20 protein-coding genes and 1 tRNA gene are annotated in these 22,500 nt (G+C 62.1%); 4 read left to right on the forward strand and 17 right to left on the reverse strand.

The features are described from left to right. The first annotated feature begins 158 nt into the window (after window positions 1-158). Window positions 159-235 (forward strand) — tRNA-Arg (locus AB4N48_RS23505). A gap of 77 nt (window positions 236-312) precedes the next feature. Here the strand turns inward: AB4N48_RS23505 and AB4N48_RS23510 are convergent. Further along, window positions 313-582, reverse strand: a complete 270-nt coding sequence (locus AB4N48_RS23510) for a hypothetical protein (RefSeq protein ID WP_071174021.1) — start codon at window positions 580-582, stop codon at window positions 313-315. A gap of 46 nt (window positions 583-628) precedes the next feature. Beyond that, a complete protein-coding gene (locus AB4N48_RS23515; RefSeq protein ID WP_016772253.1) occupies window positions 629-1,189 on the reverse strand; it encodes a YbhB/YbcL family Raf kinase inhibitor-like protein in 561 nt (186 codons plus the stop codon). A gap of 139 nt (window positions 1,190-1,328) precedes the next feature. Here AB4N48_RS23515 and AB4N48_RS23520 point away from each other — a divergent pair, with 139 nt between their 5' ends. Beyond that, on the forward strand, window positions 1,329-2,852 hold the full coding sequence (locus tag AB4N48_RS23520; protein WP_460094395.1) for an FAD-dependent oxidoreductase: 1,524 nt from the start codon (window positions 1,329-1,331) through the stop codon (window positions 2,850-2,852). 110 nt (window positions 2,853-2,962) lie between these two features. Here AB4N48_RS23520 and pgaD read toward each other — a convergent pair whose 3' ends face one another. The 11 genes from pgaD to AB4N48_RS23575 all read right to left on the reverse strand — a co-directional run bounded on the left by pgaD (window position 2,963) and on the right by AB4N48_RS23575 (window position 17,065). Then, on the reverse strand, window positions 2,963-3,484 hold the full coding sequence (gene pgaD, locus AB4N48_RS23525; protein WP_122611182.1) for a poly-beta-1,6-N-acetyl-D-glucosamine biosynthesis protein PgaD: 522 nt from the start codon (window positions 3,482-3,484) through the stop codon (window positions 2,963-2,965). Further along, window positions 3,481-4,836: a poly-beta-1,6-N-acetyl-D-glucosamine synthase gene (pgaC, locus tag AB4N48_RS23530; protein WP_460094396.1), complete on the reverse strand. Its 1,356-nt coding sequence runs from the start codon at window positions 4,834-4,836 to the stop codon at window positions 3,481-3,483. The genes pgaD and pgaC overlap by 4 nt, the downstream gene beginning before the upstream one ends. A gap of 1 nt (window position 4,837) precedes the next feature. Next, the gene (gene pgaB, locus AB4N48_RS23535) at window positions 4,838-6,835 is read right to left on the reverse strand and encodes a poly-beta-1,6-N-acetyl-D-glucosamine N-deacetylase PgaB (RefSeq protein WP_460094397.1); all 1,998 of its coding nucleotides are present in this window, start codon (window positions 6,833-6,835) and stop codon (window positions 4,838-4,840) included. Window positions 6,836-6,847: 12 nt separating this feature from the next. Next, window positions 6,848-9,328, reverse strand: coding sequence for a poly-beta-1,6 N-acetyl-D-glucosamine export porin PgaA (gene pgaA / locus AB4N48_RS23540; RefSeq protein WP_305381945.1), 2,481 nt, complete (start codon window positions 9,326-9,328; stop codon window positions 6,848-6,850). Between the two features lie 235 nt (window positions 9,329-9,563). Then, on the reverse strand, window positions 9,564-11,069 hold the full coding sequence (locus AB4N48_RS23545; RefSeq protein ID WP_315434858.1) for a YdgA family protein: 1,506 nt from the start codon (window positions 11,067-11,069) through the stop codon (window positions 9,564-9,566). A 249-nt stretch (window positions 11,070-11,318) separates the two neighbouring features. Further along, on the reverse strand, window positions 11,319-11,954 hold the full coding sequence (locus tag AB4N48_RS23550; protein ID WP_150742987.1) for an NADH:ubiquinone oxidoreductase subunit N: 636 nt from the start codon (window positions 11,952-11,954) through the stop codon (window positions 11,319-11,321). A 93-nt stretch (window positions 11,955-12,047) separates the two neighbouring features. Then, window positions 12,048-13,490, reverse strand: a complete 1,443-nt coding sequence (locus AB4N48_RS23555) for an efflux transporter outer membrane subunit (RefSeq protein ID WP_305381943.1) — start codon at window positions 13,488-13,490, stop codon at window positions 12,048-12,050. Then, window positions 13,487-14,374, reverse strand: coding sequence for an efflux RND transporter periplasmic adaptor subunit (locus AB4N48_RS23560; RefSeq protein ID WP_056786955.1), 888 nt, complete (start codon window positions 14,372-14,374; stop codon window positions 13,487-13,489). The genes AB4N48_RS23555 and AB4N48_RS23560 overlap by 4 nt, the downstream gene beginning before the upstream one ends. Continuing rightward, entirely contained in the window at window positions 14,371-14,580 is a 210-nt protein-coding gene (locus AB4N48_RS23565; protein ID WP_016772264.1) for a DUF1656 domain-containing protein, read from the reverse strand. The genes AB4N48_RS23560 and AB4N48_RS23565 overlap by 4 nt, the downstream gene beginning before the upstream one ends. Continuing rightward, entirely contained in the window at window positions 14,577-16,640 is a 2,064-nt protein-coding gene (locus AB4N48_RS23570; RefSeq protein WP_460094399.1) for an FUSC family protein, read from the reverse strand. Before AB4N48_RS23570 ends, AB4N48_RS23565 begins: the two co-directional genes overlap by 4 nt. Continuing rightward, a complete protein-coding gene (locus AB4N48_RS23575; protein ID WP_016772266.1) occupies window positions 16,637-17,065 on the reverse strand; it encodes a MarR family winged helix-turn-helix transcriptional regulator in 429 nt (142 codons plus the stop codon). The genes AB4N48_RS23570 and AB4N48_RS23575 overlap by 4 nt, the downstream gene beginning before the upstream one ends. 195 nt (window positions 17,066-17,260) lie before the next feature. Here AB4N48_RS23575 and AB4N48_RS23580 point away from each other — a divergent pair, with 195 nt between their 5' ends. Beyond that, a complete protein-coding gene (locus tag AB4N48_RS23580; protein WP_016772267.1) occupies window positions 17,261-17,539 on the forward strand; it encodes a hypothetical protein in 279 nt (92 codons plus the stop codon). Further along, entirely contained in the window at window positions 17,536-17,817 is a 282-nt protein-coding gene (locus AB4N48_RS23585; RefSeq protein ID WP_016772268.1) for a type II toxin-antitoxin system RelE/ParE family toxin, read from the forward strand. The genes AB4N48_RS23580 and AB4N48_RS23585 overlap by 4 nt, the downstream gene beginning before the upstream one ends. On the opposite strand, the gene AB4N48_RS23590 is transcribed toward AB4N48_RS23585, so the two are convergent. From AB4N48_RS23590 to AB4N48_RS23605, 4 genes are all read right to left on the reverse strand, one after another. Then, the gene (locus AB4N48_RS23590) at window positions 17,805-18,059 is read right to left on the reverse strand and encodes a DUF2789 domain-containing protein (RefSeq protein ID WP_130887562.1); all 255 of its coding nucleotides are present in this window, start codon (window positions 18,057-18,059) and stop codon (window positions 17,805-17,807) included. The two genes, AB4N48_RS23585 and AB4N48_RS23590, sit on opposite strands and share 13 nt — an antisense overlap. Before the next feature lie 78 nt (window positions 18,060-18,137). Further along, complete coding sequence (locus AB4N48_RS23595) at window positions 18,138-19,733, reverse strand: efflux transporter outer membrane subunit (protein ID WP_460094401.1); 1,596 nt, start codon at window positions 19,731-19,733, stop codon at window positions 18,138-18,140. Next, window positions 19,730-20,797, reverse strand: a complete 1,068-nt coding sequence (locus AB4N48_RS23600) for an HlyD family secretion protein (RefSeq protein ID WP_315435990.1) — start codon at window positions 20,795-20,797, stop codon at window positions 19,730-19,732. The genes AB4N48_RS23595 and AB4N48_RS23600 overlap by 4 nt, the downstream gene beginning before the upstream one ends. Before the next feature lie 27 nt (window positions 20,798-20,824). Further along, on the reverse strand, window positions 20,825-22,363 hold the full coding sequence (locus tag AB4N48_RS23605) for an MFS transporter (RefSeq protein ID WP_460094402.1): 1,539 nt from the start codon (window positions 22,361-22,363) through the stop codon (window positions 20,825-20,827). Window positions 22,364-22,500 lie beyond the last annotated feature (137 nt).

A 22,500-nucleotide genomic window follows, 5' to 3' on the forward strand; every position in this document is an offset into this window, starting at 1 on the left:
AAAACCTTAGATCAACCCCCGCAAAGCGCCAAGCGAGGGTTTTGCAGGACGTTACCGCTTTAAGGAATGCAGCGATTTCGCGCCGACACGCACACTGACAAAACCCGCCAAACCCGGCATGGACGCCCCGAGCCGACCTAGGTATGATGTCGCCCGCTGCACCAGTAGCTCAGCTGGATAGAGTACTGCCCTCCGAAGGCAGGGGTCGTGGGTTCGAATCCCGCCTGGTGCACCATGAATCAAACGAGAAAGCCCCGGACTGTGATGGTCCGGGGCTTTTTTGTGGGCGATGACAGGATCGCTGGAACGCGGTCACTCCGTCGTCCAGTCAAACTCGTCATATTCATCGTCGTCATCCCCCTCCTCCTCAGCCTCGTCAAATACCTCGTCTTCTTCAACGAGGTCTTCTTCCGGCTGATTCAGCAGAAACTCCTTACGTGTCTCGGTTACTGCACGCCGCATTTGTTCGCCCTTTTCCGGGCAGTTGAGTAGCTGGGCGATGCGGTCGATTTTTGCTGCCACGGTGTCCTCCAGCGCATTGGCAATGGCTTGATAGTGCGCGTTTTCGCGGGGCAATGCCAAATGGCTGGGGAATCAGGGCAGTCAGCCGCCCGTGAGCGGCCGAACCTCAGCGGTGATAACGCCGCACCGCGCTGCTGTTGCGCAGCACATGGCCTTTGATTTTTTCCATCAGCTCGGCGCGGGTCAGGCCGGCAGGCAGGGCGTCCGGGGCGAGGTCGAGGGCGTAGATCTGGATGATGTAGTGGTGCGCGCTGTCGCCCACTGGCGGGCACGGACCCATGTAGTGGGTGTTGCCTTTGCTGTTGGTGCCGCCGACGCCTTCGAGGGCGGATTTGGCACCGACGCCGGCCGCGATCTGGTGGGTGGTGGGTTTGATGCCGTAGTGAATCCAGTGATCGACGCCCAAGCCTTTCTGGCCATCCGGGTCGTGCATGACGATGGCGTAGCTCTGGGTACCGGCCGGGCCGGCGTTCCAGCTCAACGCCGGCGACTGGTTCTTGCCGCCGCAGCCGGGTGCGTCACTTGCCGCTGCCGAGGTGAACAGACGGTTATCCGACACGCCGGGGATGCTCAGGGTGAAGCGCTCCTGGGCCTGTGCCGGGAACTGCACGCAAAGGGTCACGGCGATGGCCGCCAGCCATGGGTTGAGAGAGGTCAATCGGGTCATTCCGGGAGCACCTTGTGCAGTGAGGCCGTCGTCGGCCCGCAAACTATAGCTGTACCGTTCGTGCCTTGGCAGTAGCAAATGGCTGAACCTCGCGCGGCGCCGCCAACTCACAAGAGAAATGCCTGCGAGGAAGCCGAACATGTCCCTGCACCGTGTCGCCCGTTTCGCCGATGTCCCGCAAGACCGTGGCCTGCAAGTCGAAATCGGCGACTGCAAGATCGTCCTGCTGCGTGCCAACGGCGAGTTGCGAGCGTTTCAGGGCCTGTGTCCACATGCCGGCGCACCGTTGGCCGAGGGGGCGTTGTGTCACGGCAGGTTGATCTGCCCTTGGCACAAAGCCGCGTACCGCGCCGAGGACGGTGGCCTGTGCGAGCCGCCATCGCTGGACAGTCTCAAGCGCTATCCGCTGGAGTTGCGCGGCGATGAAGTGTGGGTCGATGACCAGCCGTTGCCCGATCCGCACACCCCGCCCGCTGACGACCCAAGAACGTTCGTGGTGGTCGGCGCCGGGGCGGCGGGTACGGCTTGCGCGGCGGCCCTGCGGGAGAAAGGTTTTGGCGGGCGCATCGTGCTGGTCGATGGCGAACCGGGTGCCGGATACGACCGCACGGTGTTGAGCAAATTTGTCCTCGCCGGAGAAATGTCGCCCAAAGATGTCCCGCCGCTGCGCGATGAGGCGTTCTATCAAGCGCAACGGATTGAACGTGTGCAAGGCGAAGTGACTTCACTCGACGCCCCAGGCAAAACGCTGCATCTGAACAACGGCGGCATCCTGCGCTACGACGCCGCTGTACTCGCCACCGGTGGCGCGCCCAATCCATTGCAGTTGCCTGGTGCCGAGTTGACCAACGTCTTCGTCCTGCGTTCGAAAACTCAGGCTGAACAGATCATCAACGCCGCTCAACCGGGCCAGCGCGCGGTGATCATCGGCGACAGTTTCATTGCCCTCGAATGCGCGTCGGCCCTGCGCGAGTTCGGCCTCGACGTCACCGTGCTGGCACGCCACTCAGTCCCGTTTGCCAAGCAATTCGGCGAGGCCGTGGGCAAGGCGATTCGCGCCCTGCACGAAGAGCACGGGGTGAAGTTCATCAGCGAACACGAGGCCACGCAGATCCTTGGCGAGGACATGGTCGAGGGCGTGCTGCTCGACAACGGTCTGCGCCTGGCGGCGGATCTGGTTCTCGCCGGCGTCGGCGTTCACCCGGCCACTGAGCCTTTCGACTCATTGCCCAGGGAAGAAGACCAATCATTGCGTGTCGACGGCGGCATGCGCGTGAGCGATGGTTTATGGGCGATCGGCGATATCGCCACGTTTCCGCTGAGCGGCCAGCCAACTCGCATCGAGCATTGGCGCCTGGCCCAGCAACACGCGCGCATCGCTGCGGCCAACATGCTGGGTGGCGAGGAGCATTATCTGGATGTGCCGTTTTTCTGGACGTACCACTTCGGCAAGAACTACGACTATCTCGGTCACGCGCAGGAATGGGACGAGGTCGAGTTCAGCGGTGAGCCGGAACAGCCGCCATTCATTGGCCTGTTTGCAAAAGACGGTATCGTCTTTGCGGCGGTGGCCTGCGACAAGCAACGCGCAATGGCGCTGCTGGCCGAGCGAATGAAGCAACCTCTGCGGATCAAAGAGGCCTGGACGCTGATTCAGGCCTGACACCGGTCCTGTAGGAGCTGACGAGTGCAACGAGGCTGCGATCTCTTGATCTTGTTTTTACATAAGCAAAATCAATAGATCGCAGCCTTCGGCAGCTCCTACAGTGGAGGTCACGTCAGGCGGTTTACCGGCTCGCGTTGATCATCGCCATCGGCATGCAGAAAGATCACCCGCTGTTGCCCCAGCGGCGCGGGCAAGGCCTGCTGCTGTAACGGCCAGAAATGCGTTTCCACATGGCTGATGTCGCCGTCCTGATCGTTATGAATGGTCATCACCCCCGGCGTGCGCAGTTTCTGGAAACGCTCATCGCACAGCTTGAAACTCTTGCTCAGACCTTCATCGCCAATCACCGGTGACGGCAAACGGCGCTGGGCGAAGCTGCGGCTTTTGCGTTGCTGGTAACGCGCCCAACCGATCAGGATCACCGCGTTGACCAGCGCCACCCACATGTAAACCTGCAAAGTGCCCAAGGCGTCGAATGCCGAATGATCGATGCGCGGGCCGCCGGTGGTTTCGATCAATGGCCATAACCCGCGTACCAGCAGGAACAGCAGGCCAACCCAGGCGAGGACAGTGAGGATCACGTCGATCACCACCAGAAAGGGCCGTTGGCGAGTGCGGATAATTTTCATTTGATGACTTCCTCCTGGTCGTCGCCCAGCGGTTTGATACCCCGATCAGGACTGACCCAGCGCGCGCGTTTTTTGTGTTGGCTGAACAACACCTTGGGGAAACTGACCAGGGTGGTCAGCAGACTGACGAGCCAGAACACCAACGGATACCAGACCACCCAGAACATGGTCTTGCCCAGACCCGGTTCATAGCGCCGATCGATGATGATGCTGACAGCGAACTGCACCAGGCAGACGAACGCCAGCAACAGACCGGTGAAGGCCGGCGGCATCAGGTGATCGACGGCGATCGCGTCGGGCATGACCATGAACTTGCCCATGCCCCAGAAAATCACCGACAGCAGGAAAGTGAACGCCCAACCGGTGGACAGGCAGTACTCGAACAGCAGCGGCCACAGGTAGCGATGGCGGTACTGCCAGATGCCCCGAATGTTCTTGAACAGCACTTCGGCGCCACCCTGAGCCCAGCGCAGACGCTGCTTCCACAGGCCACCGAGGGTTTCCGGCATGAGGATCCAGCACAGGGCGCGCGGTTCGTAGAAGATGCTCCAGTGATCGAGTTGCAGCTTCCAGCTGATGTCGATGTCTTCGGTGATCATGTCCGGGCTCCAGTAGCCGACCCGGTTCAGCGCAGTACGGCGGAACGCGACGATCACGCCGGAGACGGTAAAGATGCGCCCGAACACCCGTTGCGTGCGTTTGATCAGACCGATGATCGAAGAGAACTCGCCGACCTGCACCCGCCCGATCAAGGTCGAACGCGTGCGGATGCGCGGGTTGCCGGTCACTGCGCCAAGACGTGCGTTATCCAGCATCGGCGCGACCAGGTAAGCCGCAGTGTTTGGGGCCAGCAAGGCGTCGCCGTCGATGCACACCAGATACTCGCTGCGCGCAGCGATCGCGCCCATGCGCAGGGCTACAGCCTTGCCCTGGTTTTCCGCCAGATGCAGAACCCGCAGTCGCGGATCTTCCTTGGCCAGCGCATCAAGCACAGCAGCAGTGTTGTCCTTGGAGCCGTCGTTGATCGCGATGACTTCGATGTTCGGGTAGTGCTGGGCCAGCGCCGCGTGGATGGTATCGGCAGCGTTATCACCTTCGTTGTAGCAAGGAATCAGGATCGAAATCAGCGGTTCGCCTTCCAGCGGCGGCGGCAGCGTGTCGTCCTGCCATGGCCAGTGGCGCTCCCAGTGCAGCCAGAAATACAGGCCGCCGGCGATCCACAACCCGGACATGAACAGTGGGTAGAAGAACACGAACGACATCAGGAACTGGCCGGTCACGAGGAAGATCAGCCCCAGCGGAACGCCAAGGACAATCGCCAGAACAAGCAGGGCTAACAGTCTATCCAGCATGTTATGGATTCCATTTGTTGGAGAGTGCAGGCCTTACGGTTTTCAGGTCTGGCAGGTTGTCGAGGAAGTTGTCCGGGTAGTAACCGAAGCTGGTTGCGCCTTGACGCTTGAGCCGGCCCATCCAGTCCGCCAGATGCACGGCGTCGATATCGGCCTGATCCTTCTGGTTCCAGTCACGCGCCTGCAATTCGAACACGGTGCGGTTGAGCGCGCCGGGACGTTTCTTCACTGTGGCGACCAGTTCTTCCAGCCACGGGCCGGACTCGGCCAGCGTCTGTTTTTCCATCAACGGCATGGCCATTGGCGCCGTCCAGTCGTAGGTGGCGAGGAAGTCATCGAGGTTCTGGGCGAACCACGCTTCGCTCTCTGGATTGAGCATCGGTTCGGCGAAGATGTTGCGTGCCGTCAGCACTTGCGGGCCGCGAATCGCACGGACTTTCGCGGTCAGTTCGTTGGTGAAGTCGATCAGGTAGCGGCTCTTGAAACGCGTCCAGCGTTGCATCGCCGCCGGATCGTCGCGCAGCGCGGCAATCGAACCTGGCAGACCTTGAGCGGCGTAGGCCTTCAGGGCATCCGGGCTGGCGTCCTCGAAATCCGAGAGCACCGCATCGTCGTGGTAGAGAATGCCGTCGACCGAGGTCAGCCGCGCCACGTCTTCATAGATTTCACCGATGATCTTGCGCACTTCCGGATTGAACGGTGACAGGCGTTTGTACTGCTTCGGGTCGACCGAGGTGATGGCGGTTTTCGGGTCCCAGCGGGTTACACGCGGCAGCTTCGAATCCAGTTCGAAACTCAGCACCGGCATCCACGCAAAGACCTTCACGTGGGCACGGGTGCGCAGTTGCCAGGCGACGCGATCGAACAGGTCGGCGCGCATCGGCAAGTGACGGTTGGGGAAGTACAGCGAATGCACCAGACCATCTCCCTTGGGATCGGCGAAGGCTTGCAGAAACACCGTGCTGGCGCCCAGGTCAGCCATGCGCTGCACCAGTTTGCCAAGGTTGATGTCCTGCTGGGCCGGGTCCGGGTCGTAGACGTTGTCGAGGTCGACATGCACCACGCGCATCGGCGCTTCGGCCTGCACCGAGACGATGCTGTTGGCGAAATGCTCGCCATCAGGATCGGAGGCGACCAGAAAGCGCGGCCCGCTCATCAGGTTGTCGAGGGTGTCGAGGCCGTCGTCCAGGGTCAGGGCCATTTCGTAGCCCTCCTCGCCAACCACGGTCAGCGACGTACCGTCGGCGGTGCCGTACGGCCAGACCCAGACGCGTGGTTTGTAACCGGTGGCCTTGCGGATCTTCTCGGAAATGTTTTTCACGTCGGTGCGAATGCGCGCCTGGAAATCGGCTTCGGATTCGTAGCGTTTGGTCACCGGGTCATAACGCCGGGTCGCGGCGGCCGGCTGCAGGTTGCCCTGCGGGTTGCCAAGGATGCCTTTGTGGTTGGCATCGGTGTGAGCGGCGATCTCTACCAACCCGGACCTGGAAATTTCGCGGATCTGCTGCCAGGTCAGGAAGTTCTCACGGTTACGCGGCGTGCCGGCGAAATCCACCGGTTGATTGAGCGGCGTGTCGATCCAGGTGCCGACCGGCGCCAGCAAGGCGTGCCAGTTGTAGGCGCGCAACACTGGCAACACGCGGGTATAGAAGCTGGCGTAACCGTCGTCGAAACTGAGCAACACCGCTCTCGCCGGCAGCTCCGGGCCGCCATTGCGTGCGGCCATGATCTGGTCGACGGTCACTGGTTTGTAGCCGTTCTCGCGCAGCCAGGCGAGCTGCTCGATCATGCGCTCGGTGCGCACCGCCACCACGGCCTGATCAGGATCACGGTCTTCGACATCGTGATAGGCGATGCCAAGCACATGGTTTTTTGGCCACGGTTGTTCACTGGCCGCGACCGGGCGCTCGGAGGGCGGCGCGAAGGCGGGGGCTTGCTGGGCGCAGGCGCTGACCAGCAGCGCTCCCAGCAGAAGGATGAAACGCGAGATAAAAGGCATCTTCAAACTCTTCTAGAAGCGGAAAGTGAGGTCGACAAGCAGACGCAGATCAGTTTCCCGATCACCGTCATAAGGCCGGTTGATCACACTGAACATGCCGCCCACATCGAACACGTCGTTCCAGGCGTACCGTTGGCCGTAACCGAGCAACGCCATGCCGCCGGTGCCGTGGTCGCGCTGACTGTAAGTGCCCGCGCCGGCCTGGAATTGCTGGCTCCAGGAAGTCTCGTAGCGGTGGTAGAGCACGTGGTTGACGTTGACCAGCGGCATCACGCTGAAGTCCGACTTCGGGTTGAAGTAGGGCACGTCGTCGGATTTCGAGTTGTGGCTGGTGCCGACTTCCAGACCAGCGTCGACCTGGATGTTCGGCGCGGTGTAGATACCCTCGCGCCCGGTCACCAAGGCTTCGACGCGGTTGTTGCCATCGCTGAAGTGCGACGGGCTGACCGACACGCGCCACTCGCGACTTTCGTTGGCGCGCCAGCGCAGGAACGCACTGCCGCCATTGGCCTTGATGTCGCTGTTGAGCGCGCGCAGCGGCGTTTCCGCCGAGAGGTATTCGAGGCTGCCGCCGTACTGCCAGTGATCGTTGATGTCGCGGGCTATCGCCAGGCGTGCGCCTTGTTTGTCACCGAAGCCGTAATCGTGATTCGACACCTCGGCTTCGAGGGTCATGTCACGGGTGCGCCGTTCCAGGCCGACACGCTGGAAGCGATGGTGGCCGGTGCCTTCGGCGAAATCACCGGTGGCATAACCGGCCCCGGCGAAGACACGCCAGTCTTCGTTGATCGGCGGACTGTACAGCGTGCTCTGGATACCGAAATCACGGCTGCCGCTGACCGCACCGGCATCGCCGCTGCCGCCACCGTTGGCCTTGCCGCCGTAGGCTTCGACGCGCAGTTCGGCCATGTCATGGACTTCCCGTTCGCGAGCCAGACGCTGCACCTGGCGGTTGTCCGGATAGCGCGCGACCACGTCGTCGACCAGCGCATCGTTCTGCCGCCACTCCTGCAACTCCATCGCGGTGCGCGCCTGAGCGACTTCCAGGCCGGCATCGCGGGGCGCCATGCTCTCGGTTTCCTTGAGCTGGCTTTCCGCGCGGCGCGGCCACTGGCGGGCGAGGTAGAGATCGGCCTGGGCCAGACGCAAGCCAAGGTTGCCCGGCGCCTGATCGACCAGCGTCTGCAAACGCTCTTCGCCGTGCGGAAGATCGGAACCGTAGGTGCCGGCCTGGGCGGCGAGTTGCTGGGCGTCCATCCATTCGTCGTTGGGATTGCCGATGGGCAGACCTTTGAGCTCGACGCGCGGACGCTGGGCTTTCGCTGCGTCTTCGGCGACCTTGCGTGCTTCGTCGGCGCGGTCGCTTTCCAGCAGCGAGTAGTACAGCGCAGTGCTGTCCTCAAGACGATCACCGACATCGGCGTCCGGCGCCGAAAGCACCTGGCGATACAGATCGGTGGCAGTCTCGGGCTCACGCTGATCCAGATAAGACGCTGCCACCCAGCGCAAAGCATAGGTCGGAATCTCCACGCCCTCGGCTTGCAGCTTTTGATATTCGCTGATGACGTCGGCGGTGCGCGCCCGCGCCTTGAGCGCGCCCATGCGGTCGATGCGCCAGCGCGTCACGTCGTCGTGAGCAGTGGCGTCAGGGGTCCAGGTCGCGAGCAATTTGTCGTAATCGGCCAGCGCGCGGTCGGCGATGACGTAGCGTTCCTTTTCGCTGCGGGTGGCCAGTTCGGCGAGGCGCACGCGTTCGGCGGCGAGATCGCCTTCCAGGCGGCGCAAGGTCACCGGATCAATCAGGCCGGGACGTTGACTGGCCAGCCGCAGCGCCGGTTCTGGCAGGCGGGCCTTTTGCAGGGCGACCACGTACTCGCGGGCAACTTCCGGCTTGTTGCCGGCGCGGATGAAGGCCTGATCGTATTCGAAGAGTGCGTCGTACTGTTTGCCGGCGCGACCGAGTGCGTAGCCCAAGGCGAGACGGCGTGACGGATCGTCGGGTTTGGCGGCGACCAGCGCCTGGGCGCGGGTGACGGCCTGATCGGGTTTGCCGGAATCGGCCTGGGTCAGCGCGAGACCCAGTTGCAGGTCGGCGTTGTCCGGCTCCAGCGCCAGCGCCTTGTTGTACACCTGGATGGCCTGATCCCAGCGCTTGAGGTTGCGATAGGCACGCGCAACGGCAGTCAGCGCCTGCACCGGCAGAACGCGGTCACGGCCTTGGGTTTCATAGACCTTGACCACTTCGGCATCGAGCCCGGCCCAACTGGCGATTTGCAGATGATCGCTGACCTGGCCTTCGCTGGCCTGGCCAGGCGGCACCTGACGCAGCACGGTCAACGCAGGCGTGTAATGCCCGGCCCGGGCATCGCGCACCATCTCGTCGTAGGGTGTGTCGGCCAACGCCAGCAGCGGCCAGAGCAACTGGCTGCACAGGGCGAATCGGAACAAAGGGCGTAAACCACGATGTAATACAGGGCCATCAATACGCGGCATTTGTCAGCATCCTTACATGGCCAGCCGGGTCGCAATGCCCTCCTTGCCCATTCGTAACGGTGGCCGACAAAAACAGCCTTCGGCCAAGCTTGGTGAGGCAGTCTGCACGCAAGCGAGAGCGAATTTTCACAACGCAATATTTGTTCAGAATCGGTCCATCTGTACAAAATCCGTACAGCAAAACGCCCGGCGCCTGTTCACACAGGGGCCGGGCGTCTGGGGGGCGCGGTTGGGTTTATTGCTCTTGGGTGACGCCGGCAAACTTGCTCATGAGGAAACCGATGAACTGCTCGACGGTCATCTTCTGGCCGTTGAATTCGACCTGATTGGCCGCGTAATGCAGTTTGGTCACCACGTTGGTGCCGTCGGCGACAGCCAGTTGCGAGCCGACCGCCATGCCGGCGAACATGTCCGCCGCTTCCTTGGACTGATCGACGATGGCTTTGGCGTCAGTCTGGCCATCGAGTTGCGCCTGAACGCTGAGCAGATCGACCAGCATCGGCTTGGATACCTGAATGTTCAGGTCGAGCAGCGCGATCAGTTGCTTGCCGAGTTGATCCGGCGGCAGATCCATCGATTGCGGCTTGGTCAGGTCGATCACCAGATTGGCGCGGCTTTCACCGTTGGCGGTGTTGAACGACAGGTTCTCCAGCGCCAGTTGCGGGCCGGCCGCCAGCAACTTCTGCAGATCGGCTTTGACCTGGGCGTTTTCCGCTTCGGTCAGATTCAGCTCCGGTGCCGGCAAACCCTGCGCGGCGGCCTCGGCGGCAGCTTTTTCGTATGGCTGCAATTTGGTCTGGTAGATCTGCATCAGCGACATGGTCGACGGAATGTCGAGGTTCTTCAGGCTCATGGCCATGGCCGCCGAACCGACTTTCTTGTCGTTGAGCGTCACTTCGCCGATTTTGTAGTCGGCACGCCCCGAGGCGTTGCTGCCGCTTTCTTCGGTGCGGTTCTTCATTTCGAAGTTCTTCACGCCCAGCACCATCGGCTTGGCACCGAAGGTGGTTTTGCTGCCGGTCACTTCCAGGGTGTTTTCCCCGGTGTAGTAGCCGTAGCTGCTCTTGGCGAGGTTGCTGGCCAGGGTCAGACCGTTGAGCTCGACCTGCACCGGCGCCTGGTCTTGCGACACGGTGACCAGTTTCAGGTTGTCCATGTAGCCGTCGGCCTTGACCTTCTGCGCCTGGGCGCTGGCGGCGATGTCCATGCTCAGACCGGAAAACTTCAGGCTCGACTGCTCATCCAGCGCGGTTTCGAACGGCACCAGGTTGAGGGTGCTGGTGGTCGATTCGTCGTAGCCGATGTTGGTCACGCCCTTGAGCGGCGCGGCGCCGTTGGTTGCGGCGAACCATTTTTCCGTGGACGGGCTCTTTTCCAGCTCGTAGTTGCTGGTGGCCATGACCGGCAGCCACTTCAGCGAAACCAGGCGCGAGAACGGCAGCGGGCCGTGTTCGATGTGGTCGACGAACAGCAGCTCGACCGGCGCATCGCCGAACATCTCGCCCTCGCCCTTGAGACGATAGTGCGCGGTGCTGGTGAAGGTGTGGCGCTCCAGCGACACCAGTTCCAGCGACGCAGTGCCGTTGGAGCCGGCCATGGCGGTCTGCAACTCTTTGTTGGCGTTGGTCACGGCGTTGTTCAGTACGCCTTCGATCTTGGTCCCGGTGTACCAGGCCCCGCCTGCGCTGATCGCGCCGATGGCAACAACAATTCCGAGAAGCACGCCTGCTGATTTATTCATGAATGACCTGATCGGTTTCCGTGGCTGTGGATGAAGTCGTCTTCCTTGAACCCGGGATCGGGTCGCGGCTCGACTGTGCGCAATTAAGCGATGGAGATTAGCACCGGGCGCGGGCGACGGCCCAATGTTTAAAGGTTAAAGAGTGTCTATGGACACTTGGGAGAGCAAAAAGATCGCAGCCTTCGGCAGCTCCTACATTTGCAATCCGATTGTCCTGTAGGAGCTGCCGAAGGCTGCGATCTTTTGATTTCAGGAATACTGAACCTCGATTTCATCCAGCTGATGATCAAAGCTCTTCAGCCGCGCGGTCCAGGTATACACCAGCACTTCGAAGTCACGATCGATCACCGCTCCGCCGGTGGTATCCGCCCGCACATCGCAGAAATCCAGCTGATAGCGTTCACGAGCCATGGCCGTGGCGACGTCGGACAGCTCGCGGGCGTTGCTCAGCCAGTGCCAGCCGTCATCGGCGATCTGCTTGTCGAGTTCCAGGCATTGCTTCTTCAGCCCTTCGAGGCTTTTTTCCAGCGGCGTGCCGGTGAGCTCGCCCATGACTTCGGCGAAGGTTCGCCCGGGCTGCCAGTAACTGCCCCAGAAGTAGCGATCAAACACGGTTTCAACCCGGCGCAGGGCGACTTTGGTGTCCCAGATCAGCACCAGCATCTTGCCGCGCTCGAGCTGGCGCTTCTTGACCCGTTGCAGCTGAATCGAGGTCCACGCGACGACGACGATCGCCATCACCGCGATCAACGCAACGGCGCTGTCGAGGAAAACCATTGCCGTGTCGATCTGGTGGGCCAGCATGATCCCGTAGAAATACGTGGCCGAGAGCAGCACCAGTGCGACCAGAGCGCACCAGAAGCCGAGAGCGTAAGGGTTTTTCATTATTGGTTTCCCCTGGGCCAGCACGAGCAATGTGCATTGCAGGAGCGCTTGGCATGGGGCGCCCCTCCAACACTTCAAAGCATAGCAACGGCCTCAGGGTTTGCTGGCGCTCGAGGTGTTCGTTCGTCCGCTTTCCCAGCCACCGCCCAGGGCGAGGAACAAATCGATCTGGCTCATTGCGACCTGGGTGTTGGCGGCGGCCAGTTGCGCGGTGACATCGGTGTAGGTGCGGGTTGCTTGCAGGTCGGCGAGGAACGACTCGCGGCCGGCCTGGAAGAAGCGGTGCGTCTGCTCGGCGGCGAGCTTGGCCGACTGTTCGGCTTCGGCCAGCGCATCGCGGCGTTGCAGCAGCGCGCTGTACTGGGCCAGACCGGTCTGGGTCTCGCGGATGGCGTTGAGCACCACGCCGTCGAAATGCGCTAGCGCGCCTTGAGTGTTGGCCTCGGCTTCACGGATGCGCGCGCGGGCGCCGTTGGTCGGTACTTTCCAGCTCAACGACGGGCCGAAGCCCCAGCGGTTGGTCGACGGGTCGCCGAGGTCATCAATAATGCCGACGGTGCCGATGGTCGCGCCGATGCTGATGTCCGGGTACAGCTCGCCGGTGGCAATGCCGATGCCGGCGGTTGCCGCCGCGAGGCGCCGCTCGGCCTGACGAATATCCGGGCGGCGCTTGAGCAGCGCAGCGCCGTCACCGACCGGCACCAGTTGCGCGATCTTCGGCAACTCGGCGCAACTGGCTGTACCTGCCGGCAACTGCTCGACCGGTTTGGCCAGCAGCATCGACAGACGGAACAGCCCGGCCTGACGCGCCGCTTCATAACGCGGCAAGTCGGCGCGCAAGGATTTGAATTGGGTCTGCGAACGGGTGACCTGGGTCTCGTCACCACGCCCGGCGTCACGCAGACGCTGGATCAGCGTGGTGCTCTGCGATTGCAGATCGAGAGAGTGCTCGGCGATTTCCCGCTCTTCGTTGGCTGCGCAGACCTGGGTGTAAGCACGAACCACGTCCGCCACCAAGGTAATACGCGCAGTGTCGGCTGCGGCCTGAGTAGCATCGGCATTGGCTTTGGCCGCTTCGATACCGCGCTGCAAGGTGCCCCACAGGTCGAACTGATACGAAGCGCTGATGCCGATATCGGCGATGTTGGCCACCGGGACTTTTTCCGGCAGCAGGAACGCCTGACCGGATTCCTGCAGACGTTGGGCACCCATTTTCACCCCGCCGCTCCAGCCGCCAGCGGCCTCGGCTTCATCCACCTGAGCGCGCGCCCGCGACAGGTTCGCCGCCGCTACACGCAAATCGGTGTTGGAAGCCATGGCCTGCTGTACCAGTTGATCGAGGCGCGGGTCTTTATACAGCCGCCACCAGTCCGCCGGCACCGGCGCCGAGACCACCGGTTTGCCGGCGACTGCCAGCTCACCCTGAATATCCTTGCGCTGCACCGCCGCGTCGGCGGGCACCTGATAATCCGGGCCGACCATCTGACAGGCCGAGAGCATCACGCCCATCCCGGCGATCAACCAGGCCCTGCTCATGGCTGCGGCTCCTCATGCTGGTCGTCGATGATCGACACGGTGGCGGTACGCCCGGCAATCATGCGGAAGTCGGCCGGTACATCATCGAATGCGATGCGCACCGGAATCCGCTGCGCCAGGCGCACCCAACTGAACGCCGGGTTGACGTTGGGCAGCAGGTTGCTGCCGCTGGTGCGGTCGCGGTCTTCGATGCCGGCGACGATGCTTTCGACATGCCCGCGCAACCGCGCGCGGTCGCCGATCACGCGAATATCCACCGATTGCCCGACGTGAATGCCGTCGAGTTTGGTTTCTTCAAAATAGCCGTCGATGTGGAATGAATTGCTGTCGACCACCGATAACACCGGGCGCCCGGCGGTGACGAACTCCTGCGGACGCGGCGCGCGGTCGTTGACGTAACCGTCGACCGGGCTGCGGATCACCGAGCGATCGAGGTTGAGCTGTGCACTGTCGACCGCCACCAAGGCTTCGGCCAATGCCGACTGCGCACGGGCGACGCGCGACTGGCTTTCTTCCAGTTGTTCGGCCGGCACCAGGTTACCGAGGCCACGGTTACGCTTGGCTTCACGCTGCGCCTGGGCGAGGGTTTCTTCGCGATCGGCAACGGCGGCCTTGGCCTGGCGCAGAGCCAGTTTGAAGCGATCCTGGTCGATGCTGAACAGCACCTGACCGCGCTTGATCAACTGGTTGTCCTTTACCTCGACCTGCTGGATCAGCCCGGACACGTCCGGAGCGATCTGGATGATGTCGGCACGAATGTGGCCGTCGCGGGTCCACGGCGCGAACATGTAATACATCACCATGCGCCAGACGAGGACAACGGCAAAAGTCACGATCAGCAGGGTCAGAACCACGCGACCGATGGTCAGAAACGGTTTTTTCATGTCATCAGGTATCGACTGAGTGAGTCCACGCCGTACAGCAGCACGGCATAGAGCGCCACGTTGAACAATGCCCGGTGCCAGACCAGACGGTAAAAGTGCAGGCGTTGCAGCACGCCATGCACCAACAAAAACAGCACGTAAGTGATGCCCATCAGCACCAGCAGGGTCGGCAGGAAGATGCCGCTGATATCCAGATCACCGATCATAGGGGCGCTCCATCGGGCAGCGGTTCTTCGGGCTCGGCGCTGGAGACGAACTCGACGCCGGGCAGCAAGGCCAGACGCAGACCGCTCAAGGCGTGCAACAGGTGCAGACGGGTTTCATCGTCACCCTGGCCGTTGAGCGCACGGCGCGTGCGATCGAGGGTCATCAGCAGACCGCTCGGTGCCGGCAGGCGTTCGTCGGCTTTGAGGCAGGCGCGAAAATACTCGCCGACCTCGCCCACCACTTGTCGCAGCAGGGCGTTTGGCGCGCCGGTGACGCGCGGGGTGTAGGCAAGCAGATCGAGCATGTTCAGACCGACACGCACTTCACGCATGGCGATGCCGGTGTCCTGACCGGTCAGGGCCAGACGCGGCAGGTGCTGCATCAGCCGATCGAGCAACTGCACGCCCAACTGCCGATGCTCGGCGAGGCTGGCCGGTTCGGTCATGCTGACGATGTCTTTCCAGCTGAATCGGGTCAGACGCTTGGCCGCCAGTTCGGCACCGAATGGCCGCGCTACCAGCGTCCAGATGAAGGCGAACAACAGCCCCAGCGGTCCAGCCAGATTGGAGTTGGCGAAGGCGAAAAAGTCCGCGTCGTAGGCACCCTGAATACTGATGAACGACGAGGTATTGACCAGCGTCAGCAGCATGCCGAGGTAGAAACGCGGCTGCACGGTCAGCGTACCGATGCAAATGAACGGCACGGCAAACGCCAGCACCAGCATCGGGAAATCGTGCAGGTTGGGTAGAATCAGAAACAGGTAAAGACTGGCGAACAGCACCGACATCCCGGTCCAGAAAAAGAACCGGTAAATCTGCGGCGCCGGGTCGTCCATCGAGGCAAAGAAGCTGCACGCCACCGCCGCCAGAATCACCGCGCTGCCACCGTCCGGCCAGCCGAGCAGGATCCACAGCACCGAAGCAACGATGATCGCCAGAATGGTCGAGGTCACCGAGTAGAGCATCAGCCCGCGATCGATGAACGGCGTCAACCGGCCCAGGCGCCAGTGCCGGTACACCGCGCGCCAGCTGTCCTGGCGCTCGCAAAGAATCGCATCCTGCAGGCTGCGGCAGTCCTGCCACAGATCGATGAATTCACCGAGGCGGTAAATCGCATTGGAGAACAGCAACTGTTTGCGCTCCTCCAGCGCTTCGGCGCTCGGTTGCAACGCGTCGAGTTGATCTCTCAGTGCTTGCCAGCGCTCGAGATTGGCGTCCGCGTGGTCCAGCCATTCCCGGGTCGCGGTCAGCAATGGCTGGAATTTTTCCACCAGTTCCGGGGTGCGGCGTTCGAGGGCGTACAGCGAATCCTCAAGGGCATCGATCACCGGCAACAGATGGATCATGCGCCCGCGCAATTCCTTGGTGTTGCGCACGGTTTGTGGCCGCGCGCCTTCGTGGGGCAACTGGCCGATCATCAACTCGAGGCTGTTGAAATTGGCGACCATGGCCATGCGCAGCGCGGTGACTTCTTCCGGCTGCACATCGCGGCTGAGAAACTTCAGGCTGTAGCTCGTCGCATCGGCGAACCACTTGCTCACGGCATCATTGAACACCGGCGCCAGCCGTCGCGGCCAGAACATCGCACCGACCACCGCAGCGACGGCGATGCCAAGGAAAATCTCTTCGGTACGCGCCTCGGCCACGTCCCACACCGCCAGCGGATTATCCACCACCGGCAGGGCAATCAGCGGCAAGGTGTAACCGGCCAGCATCAGCGCATAACTGTTGGCGGTGCGCAGATGCAGGGACATGAACAGCAGAATGCCGGTCCACAAGGCAATCACCACCACCAGCACGTACGGGCTCTGCACGAACATCGGCACGAACAGCACCGCCGCCGCTGCGCCGAGAAATGTACCGGCCGCGCGGTACAGCGCTTTGGAGCTGGTCGGGCCGAGAAACGGGCTGGAGACGATGTACACCGTGGCCATCGCCCAATACGGACGCGGCATTTGCATGAGCAACGCGATGTACAGCGCAATCATCGACGCTGCAAAGGTACGGACCCCGTAAAACCAGTCACGGGCCGGCGGCATGCCAGTGAAAAAACCGTTCAAGAATTGACCACCACAGGCGAACTCGCCGCCTCAAAAGCCCTGAGTACCCGAAGCGTAGCTTCCAGATCACTGCGCTCGATGCCTTCCAGCACCTCATGACGCAAGCGCACCAGCTCAGCCTCCACCGCCTGCACCAGCTCGCGACCGGTATCGGTCAGGCTCAGGCACTTGGCCCGGCGATCCTGGGCATCTTCGGTGCGACAGACGTAACCGGCGTGGCACAGCTGATCGAGCAAACGCACCAGCGAAGGACTCTCCATCCCCGCAGCCTGGGCGACTTGCACCTGACGCACGCCCTCGCCCAAACGCCCGATCATCAACAAGGGCACGGCGCAGGCTTCGGAAATTCCGTAATTGACCAGCGTGGTCTGGCAGATCTTCCGCCAATGCCGGGCGGCCACCACCATGGCGCTGCTGATGTTCATCTGGAGACTGTCGAGGGAATCGGACACGGGATAATGGACACTGTTAGTTTGCTAACTATCAATATCGCACTGGAGGGGAATTTCAGTCAAGTTTTGAAACAAATCTCTCCGTTAGTCGCCCTATCTGACTCAAAGCTACCTCCTTCGATACTGACAAGGTATATATGTTGTCATCACCAAATTCAGGAGCCCAACATGTCAAAACAAGCCGTTTTCACAATGAAACTGGAGCCGGAACTGCGGGAGGAGTTCATGGCGGAAGCCGAAGCGGCACACCGGCCGGCGTCGCAAATCATGCGAGACATGATGCGTCAGTATGTTCAAACCCAGCGAGAGGCCCGCGAATATGAAGCGTTCCTGCAACGCAAGGTTGAAATCGCTCGGGAATCCGTACGTGCCGGAGACGGATTGAACAACGAAGACGTAGAAGCAGCGTTCGCGGCAAAGCGCAGGCAGGCAGAAGATCACCTATGAAAATCATATGGACGCCAGCCGCCGCACAGGATCGTGCAGACATTTGGGACTACTTGCAGGCCGCCAACCCAAGAGCGGCCATCGAAATGGATCTGCGCTTCAGCGAAGCGGTTCATCGCCTTTCCGACAATCCGTTGATTGGCCGTGCCGGCATCATTGCCGGTACGCGTGAGCTGATTCCGCATCCCAGTTACCGTCTTGTCTATCAAACGGAGAGAGATGCCGTCTGGATCATGGCGCTGGTGCATACGGCACGGACTTGGCCTCAGCCGAAGTAATCAGCCCGCCCCTTGCGCAACATCACATTCAACTGATCCACCACCTCCGCCCAATCCGCATCATCCAGAATCTCCTCGCGCAGAAACTGCGCCTGACTTTCCGTCCAGAAAAACGCGTCAGCCAGATGCAATTCCGGTTTGAGCGGCGAATGGCTGGCGATGAATTTGTCGATGCCGGTCGGATCGTCATCGAGGCCGAGTTGTTTGAACAGGGCCGGTAGGCTGTGCTGCGGATTTTCCATGATGCAACTCCTCTGCAATTCAGGTCCGGCGTTGCGCCGTTTGCTGCAATGGAGTTGATCATAGCTGGCGCTGCGGGTTCAGGGTCTGGCGACGTCAGGTGAGCCTGCGGCCAGTTGCGCTGCCGGATAGACCGACTGCCATCCACCGCCAAGCGCCTTGTACAAACCGACCATCGCCAGTGACACGCCGGTCGAGCTTTCTACCCATTGCTCCTGCGTGGCGAGCAAGGCGCTCTGCACGGTGAGGACGTTGACGAAATCGACCACGCCTTCGACGTATTGCTGTTGCGCGGTGCGCAGGGCGATCTGGTTCTGGCGCACGGCTTCGGCGAGGCTGTCGCGACGGCGCTGGCTGGCGTTGTAGGCGGTCAGTTGATCATCGATTTCATGCCAGGCGCGCAGCACGGTTTGCTGGTAGGCGATGGCCGCTTCCCGCTGTTGGGCTTCACGCAGTTGCAACATACCGCGCAGGCGTCCGCCGTCGAACAACGGCAAGCTGAATTGCGGGCCGATGGCAAAGGCACGCGAGCCCCATGAACCGAAATCGCTCAGCTGCATGGCCTGTGAACCGAGGTTGCCGGACAGGGTGATGCGCGGATAGAAATCGCCCTTGGCCACGCCGATGTTGGCGGTGGCGGCGTGCAGACGCGCTTCGGCCTGGCGGATATCGGGGCGGCGTTCGGCCAATTGCGACGGCAGGCCGATGGCGACCTGCAGTGGTGACTGCGGTACTGCCGCGTCTGTGGATAACGTTTCAGCGAGAGCTTGCGGTGGCTCGCCCATCAAGAGACTGATCGCGTTGATCAGTTGCGCCTGACGCTGCTCGAGCGCCGGCAGCCGTGCCTCGATGGCGGCGACTTGCGCGGCGGCTTCGGCGACGTCCAGGTCGGTCGCCACGCCATCGGCCAGCCGCAGCTGCGAGAGTTTCAGGCTGTGGCGAGCGACGTCGAGGTTCTGCTCGGTGACGGCGCGTGTGTTTTGCACGCCGCGCAGCTGAATGTAGTTTTGCGCAGTGTTGGCGAGCACGGTCAGCAGCACACCGCGACGGTTGTTTTCCGCCACTTCGAGGTTGGCATCTGCGGCTTCGGTTTCACGGCGCACGCGGCCCCAGAAGTCCAGCTCCCATGAGGCCGAGAAACCGGCATCCCACAGGTTGAAAGCCTCGTCGCCGTTATTTCCCGATGGATCGTTCAAGCCTTTGCCACTGTTGCGTTTACGTGCGTAGCTGCCGCTGGCGGTGCTGTTCGGATAACGCTCGGCGGTGATCACCTGGCGCGCGGCGCGGCTTTGTTGCAGGCGGCTGCTGGCCAGTTGCAGGTCGAGGTTGTTGTTCAGCGCGCGCTGGGTGAGTGCGGAAAGTTGCGGGTCGTGGAAGGTTTCCCACCAGCGTTCGTTCAGGGGCTCGCTGACGGCCTGGCTCGGGGCGGACTGCGCTGGTGTGGCCCAGTCGGCAGGTTGGGTGGCTTCGGGTTTCTGGAAGTCCGGGCCGACGGTACAAGCGCTGAGGCTGACTGCAAGCAAGGCACTCAGGGTGAGCTGCTGCCTATGCCCCCATCGCTGGCAAGCCAGCTCCCACAAGGATTGTGCAGGTTGTGCAAAATGGTTCAGCCTGCCAATGACCCCTGTGGGAGCTGGCTTGCCAGCGATGAGGCCAACCGATTCAACACCGATCATCGCTGCGTCACCTCGCGCCCGGACGCCTTCGAGCTGGCGGTATCAATACTCGCCTCGACCGACATCCCCACCCGCAAGCGCTCGGCCAGTGGCTGGCCCGGTTCCAGCATGATCTTCACCGGAATCCGCTGCACCACTTTGGTGAAGTTACCGGTGGCGTTATCCGGTTTCACCGCAGCGAAGGTCACGCCCGTTGCCGGCGCAATGCTCTCGACGCGGCCGGTCAGGGCTTCGCCACCGAGGCTGTCGACCCGCACTTGCACATCCTGACCCGGCTGCACATCGGTCAACTGGGTTTCCTGAAAGTTGGCCACCACATAGGCCTGCTGCAACGGCACCACCGCCAACAGCTTGCTGCCCGGCGTGACGTAGGCGCCCACACGCACCGCACGCTCGCCGATCATGCCGTCCTGCGGCGCAGTAATACGCGTGTAAGAGAGGTTGAAACTGGCAATCTCCAGCGCCGCCTGCGCGTGTTTGAGATTGCCTTCGGCGGCGTTGCGCTCGGCGGTGAGAATCTCGACCTGCTTGCGTTCGGCCGCCAGCTTCGCGGTCGCGGTGTCGAGGCGCGCCGAGGCCTGATCAATGCGCGTGCGCGCCTGCTGCGCGTTCTGCACGGTGCCAGCGCCGACACCGGCGAGATGGTTGTAGCGGTTCAGTTCCTGCTGCGCAAAGGCCATTTGCGCTTTGGCCGAGACCACGGTGGCCTGTGCCTGAGCAATCAGCGAAGCCTGCCGCTCGAGAGTCGCGTTGGCGTTCTGCAACTGCGCTCGCGCGACCAGGGTTTGCGCGTCAGCCGCTTCCGCCGCTGCGCGCAAATCACGGTCATCGATCAGCGCCAACAATTGCCCGGCCTTGACCTGCTGGTTGTCTTCGACCAGCACCTGCTTGATGAACCCGGCCACGCGCGGCACCACCAGCGTGTAGTCGGCGGAGACGAAGGCGTCATTGGTGGTTTGCTCGGTGCGTTGGCCGAACAGCCCGGGCATCGCCAGGTACACCAGCACGCCCACCGCCAGCGCGGCAGCCACGGCCACCGCGAGTTTTTGCTTGGATTGAGTCATAAAAAACCTTCAGTTTCAGTACAGCGATCAGGTCGGCGCGCGCGGCGGATAAATCCGCGTCGGCAGCCAGAAAATCAGCAGGATCAACGCCACGGCGACGCCGGCCATGCACACGTAGAGATCGGCCGAAGTCAGCACCACCGCCTGCTCGTGCACGCGGTGAGCGAGGCCCGAATCGCTGTGATCGGCCAGCGGCGAATTGCCCAGGCTGTCGACCAACATGGTCGAATGGAAATGCAGGCGCGCGGTGGTCAGCGCTTCGATCACGCCGGTGGCGACCACGGCGGCAAGGCCCTTGACGGTGTTGAACCACGCCGACGCGAACGGGCCTTCCATCGGCGTGATACTGCCGGTCGACAACATCAGCAGCGGCAACACCGCCATCGGCTGGCCGAAAATCTGCAGCCATTGCAGGACGTAGAAGTCATCGCGAATCCACGCCGAAGTCAGGTGTGAACCGCCGAGGCAGGACAGCGCGAGCATGCTCAGACCCATGCCGAGCACCCAGCGACAATCGACCCAGCGCAAGTTGCATAGCGCCGCCACCAATGGCAGCGCAATCAGCTGCGGCAGCGCGGCAATGAGCATGATCGGCGCGGTTTGCGCCGGACGATAACCCTGCACCTGGGCCAGATAACTCGACGGAATCAGCACCACCGCCAACAGCACGATCAACACCCCGGCGAGGGTGATCAGGGCGAACAGCAGGTTGCGGATGCCGAGCATCTGCAGCTTGAAAAACGGAATCGGCTGCGACCATTCATTGATCATAAAAGCCACCAGCAGCAGCGAACCGGCACCGAGTAATCCACAGATCAGATTCGACTCGAACCAGTCCAGTCGATTGCCCTGCAACAGACCGATCACCAGCATGCAGATCGCTGGAAAGCCCAGCAGCAGGCCTTTCCAGTTGAACGACTTGAGACGCTCCAAGCGCAGCGGATCCTGGGGCAATCCGTAAGCCACTGCGGCCATGGCGATCAGGCACGGCACGATGATCTGCCAGAAGGTCCATTGCCAGCCGACGTATTCAGTCCACAGACCGGCCAGCGGCGTGCCGAGTCCCGGGCCGAAAGTCGCGGTCAGTGCGTAGCCGGCCAGTCCGTACAGTTTGATGTTCGCCGGGAGAAAGCGCAGCGCGACGGTCATCAGCATCGGCGGCAATGCACCGCCGGCGAGACCTTGGAGGATGCGCATCAGCAGCAGACTTTCGTAGTTCGGGGCGAACGGGCACAGCACGCCGAGCAAGGTAAACAGGCCGATGGCGCAGAGGGTGAAGCGACGCAGCGAGAAAGTCACCGAGCACCAAGGCGCGAAGGCCATGGCCGCGACCGACGTGGCCGTGTAGCTGGCGACCAGCCAGGTGCCTTCGTCGTAGCCAATGTGCAGCGCGCCGCGAATGTCGGCGAGTGCGACTTTGGTGACCATCTCGTTGAGGCCCGAGACCAGCACGGCCAACAGCACGCCGACCAGACCAATGATGATCCGCGCCCCGAACACCGGTGGCGCAGCCGCCGTCGCCGGGCTGGTCGCGGCGAGGGGCGCCGTGACCGTCAGGGATGTCATGAATGAAAAGCTCCGGGGGTGAAATACCGGAGCATTTTAGTGGGGCTTGATGCTGACGAAAATTGACTTATTGGCAGGTTATAAGTGCATCAGACACAACGGTGAATGCCTATGTGGGAGCGAGCCTGCTCGCGAAA

It is taken from the genome of Pseudomonas sp. S2_C11, from assembly GCF_054668395.1.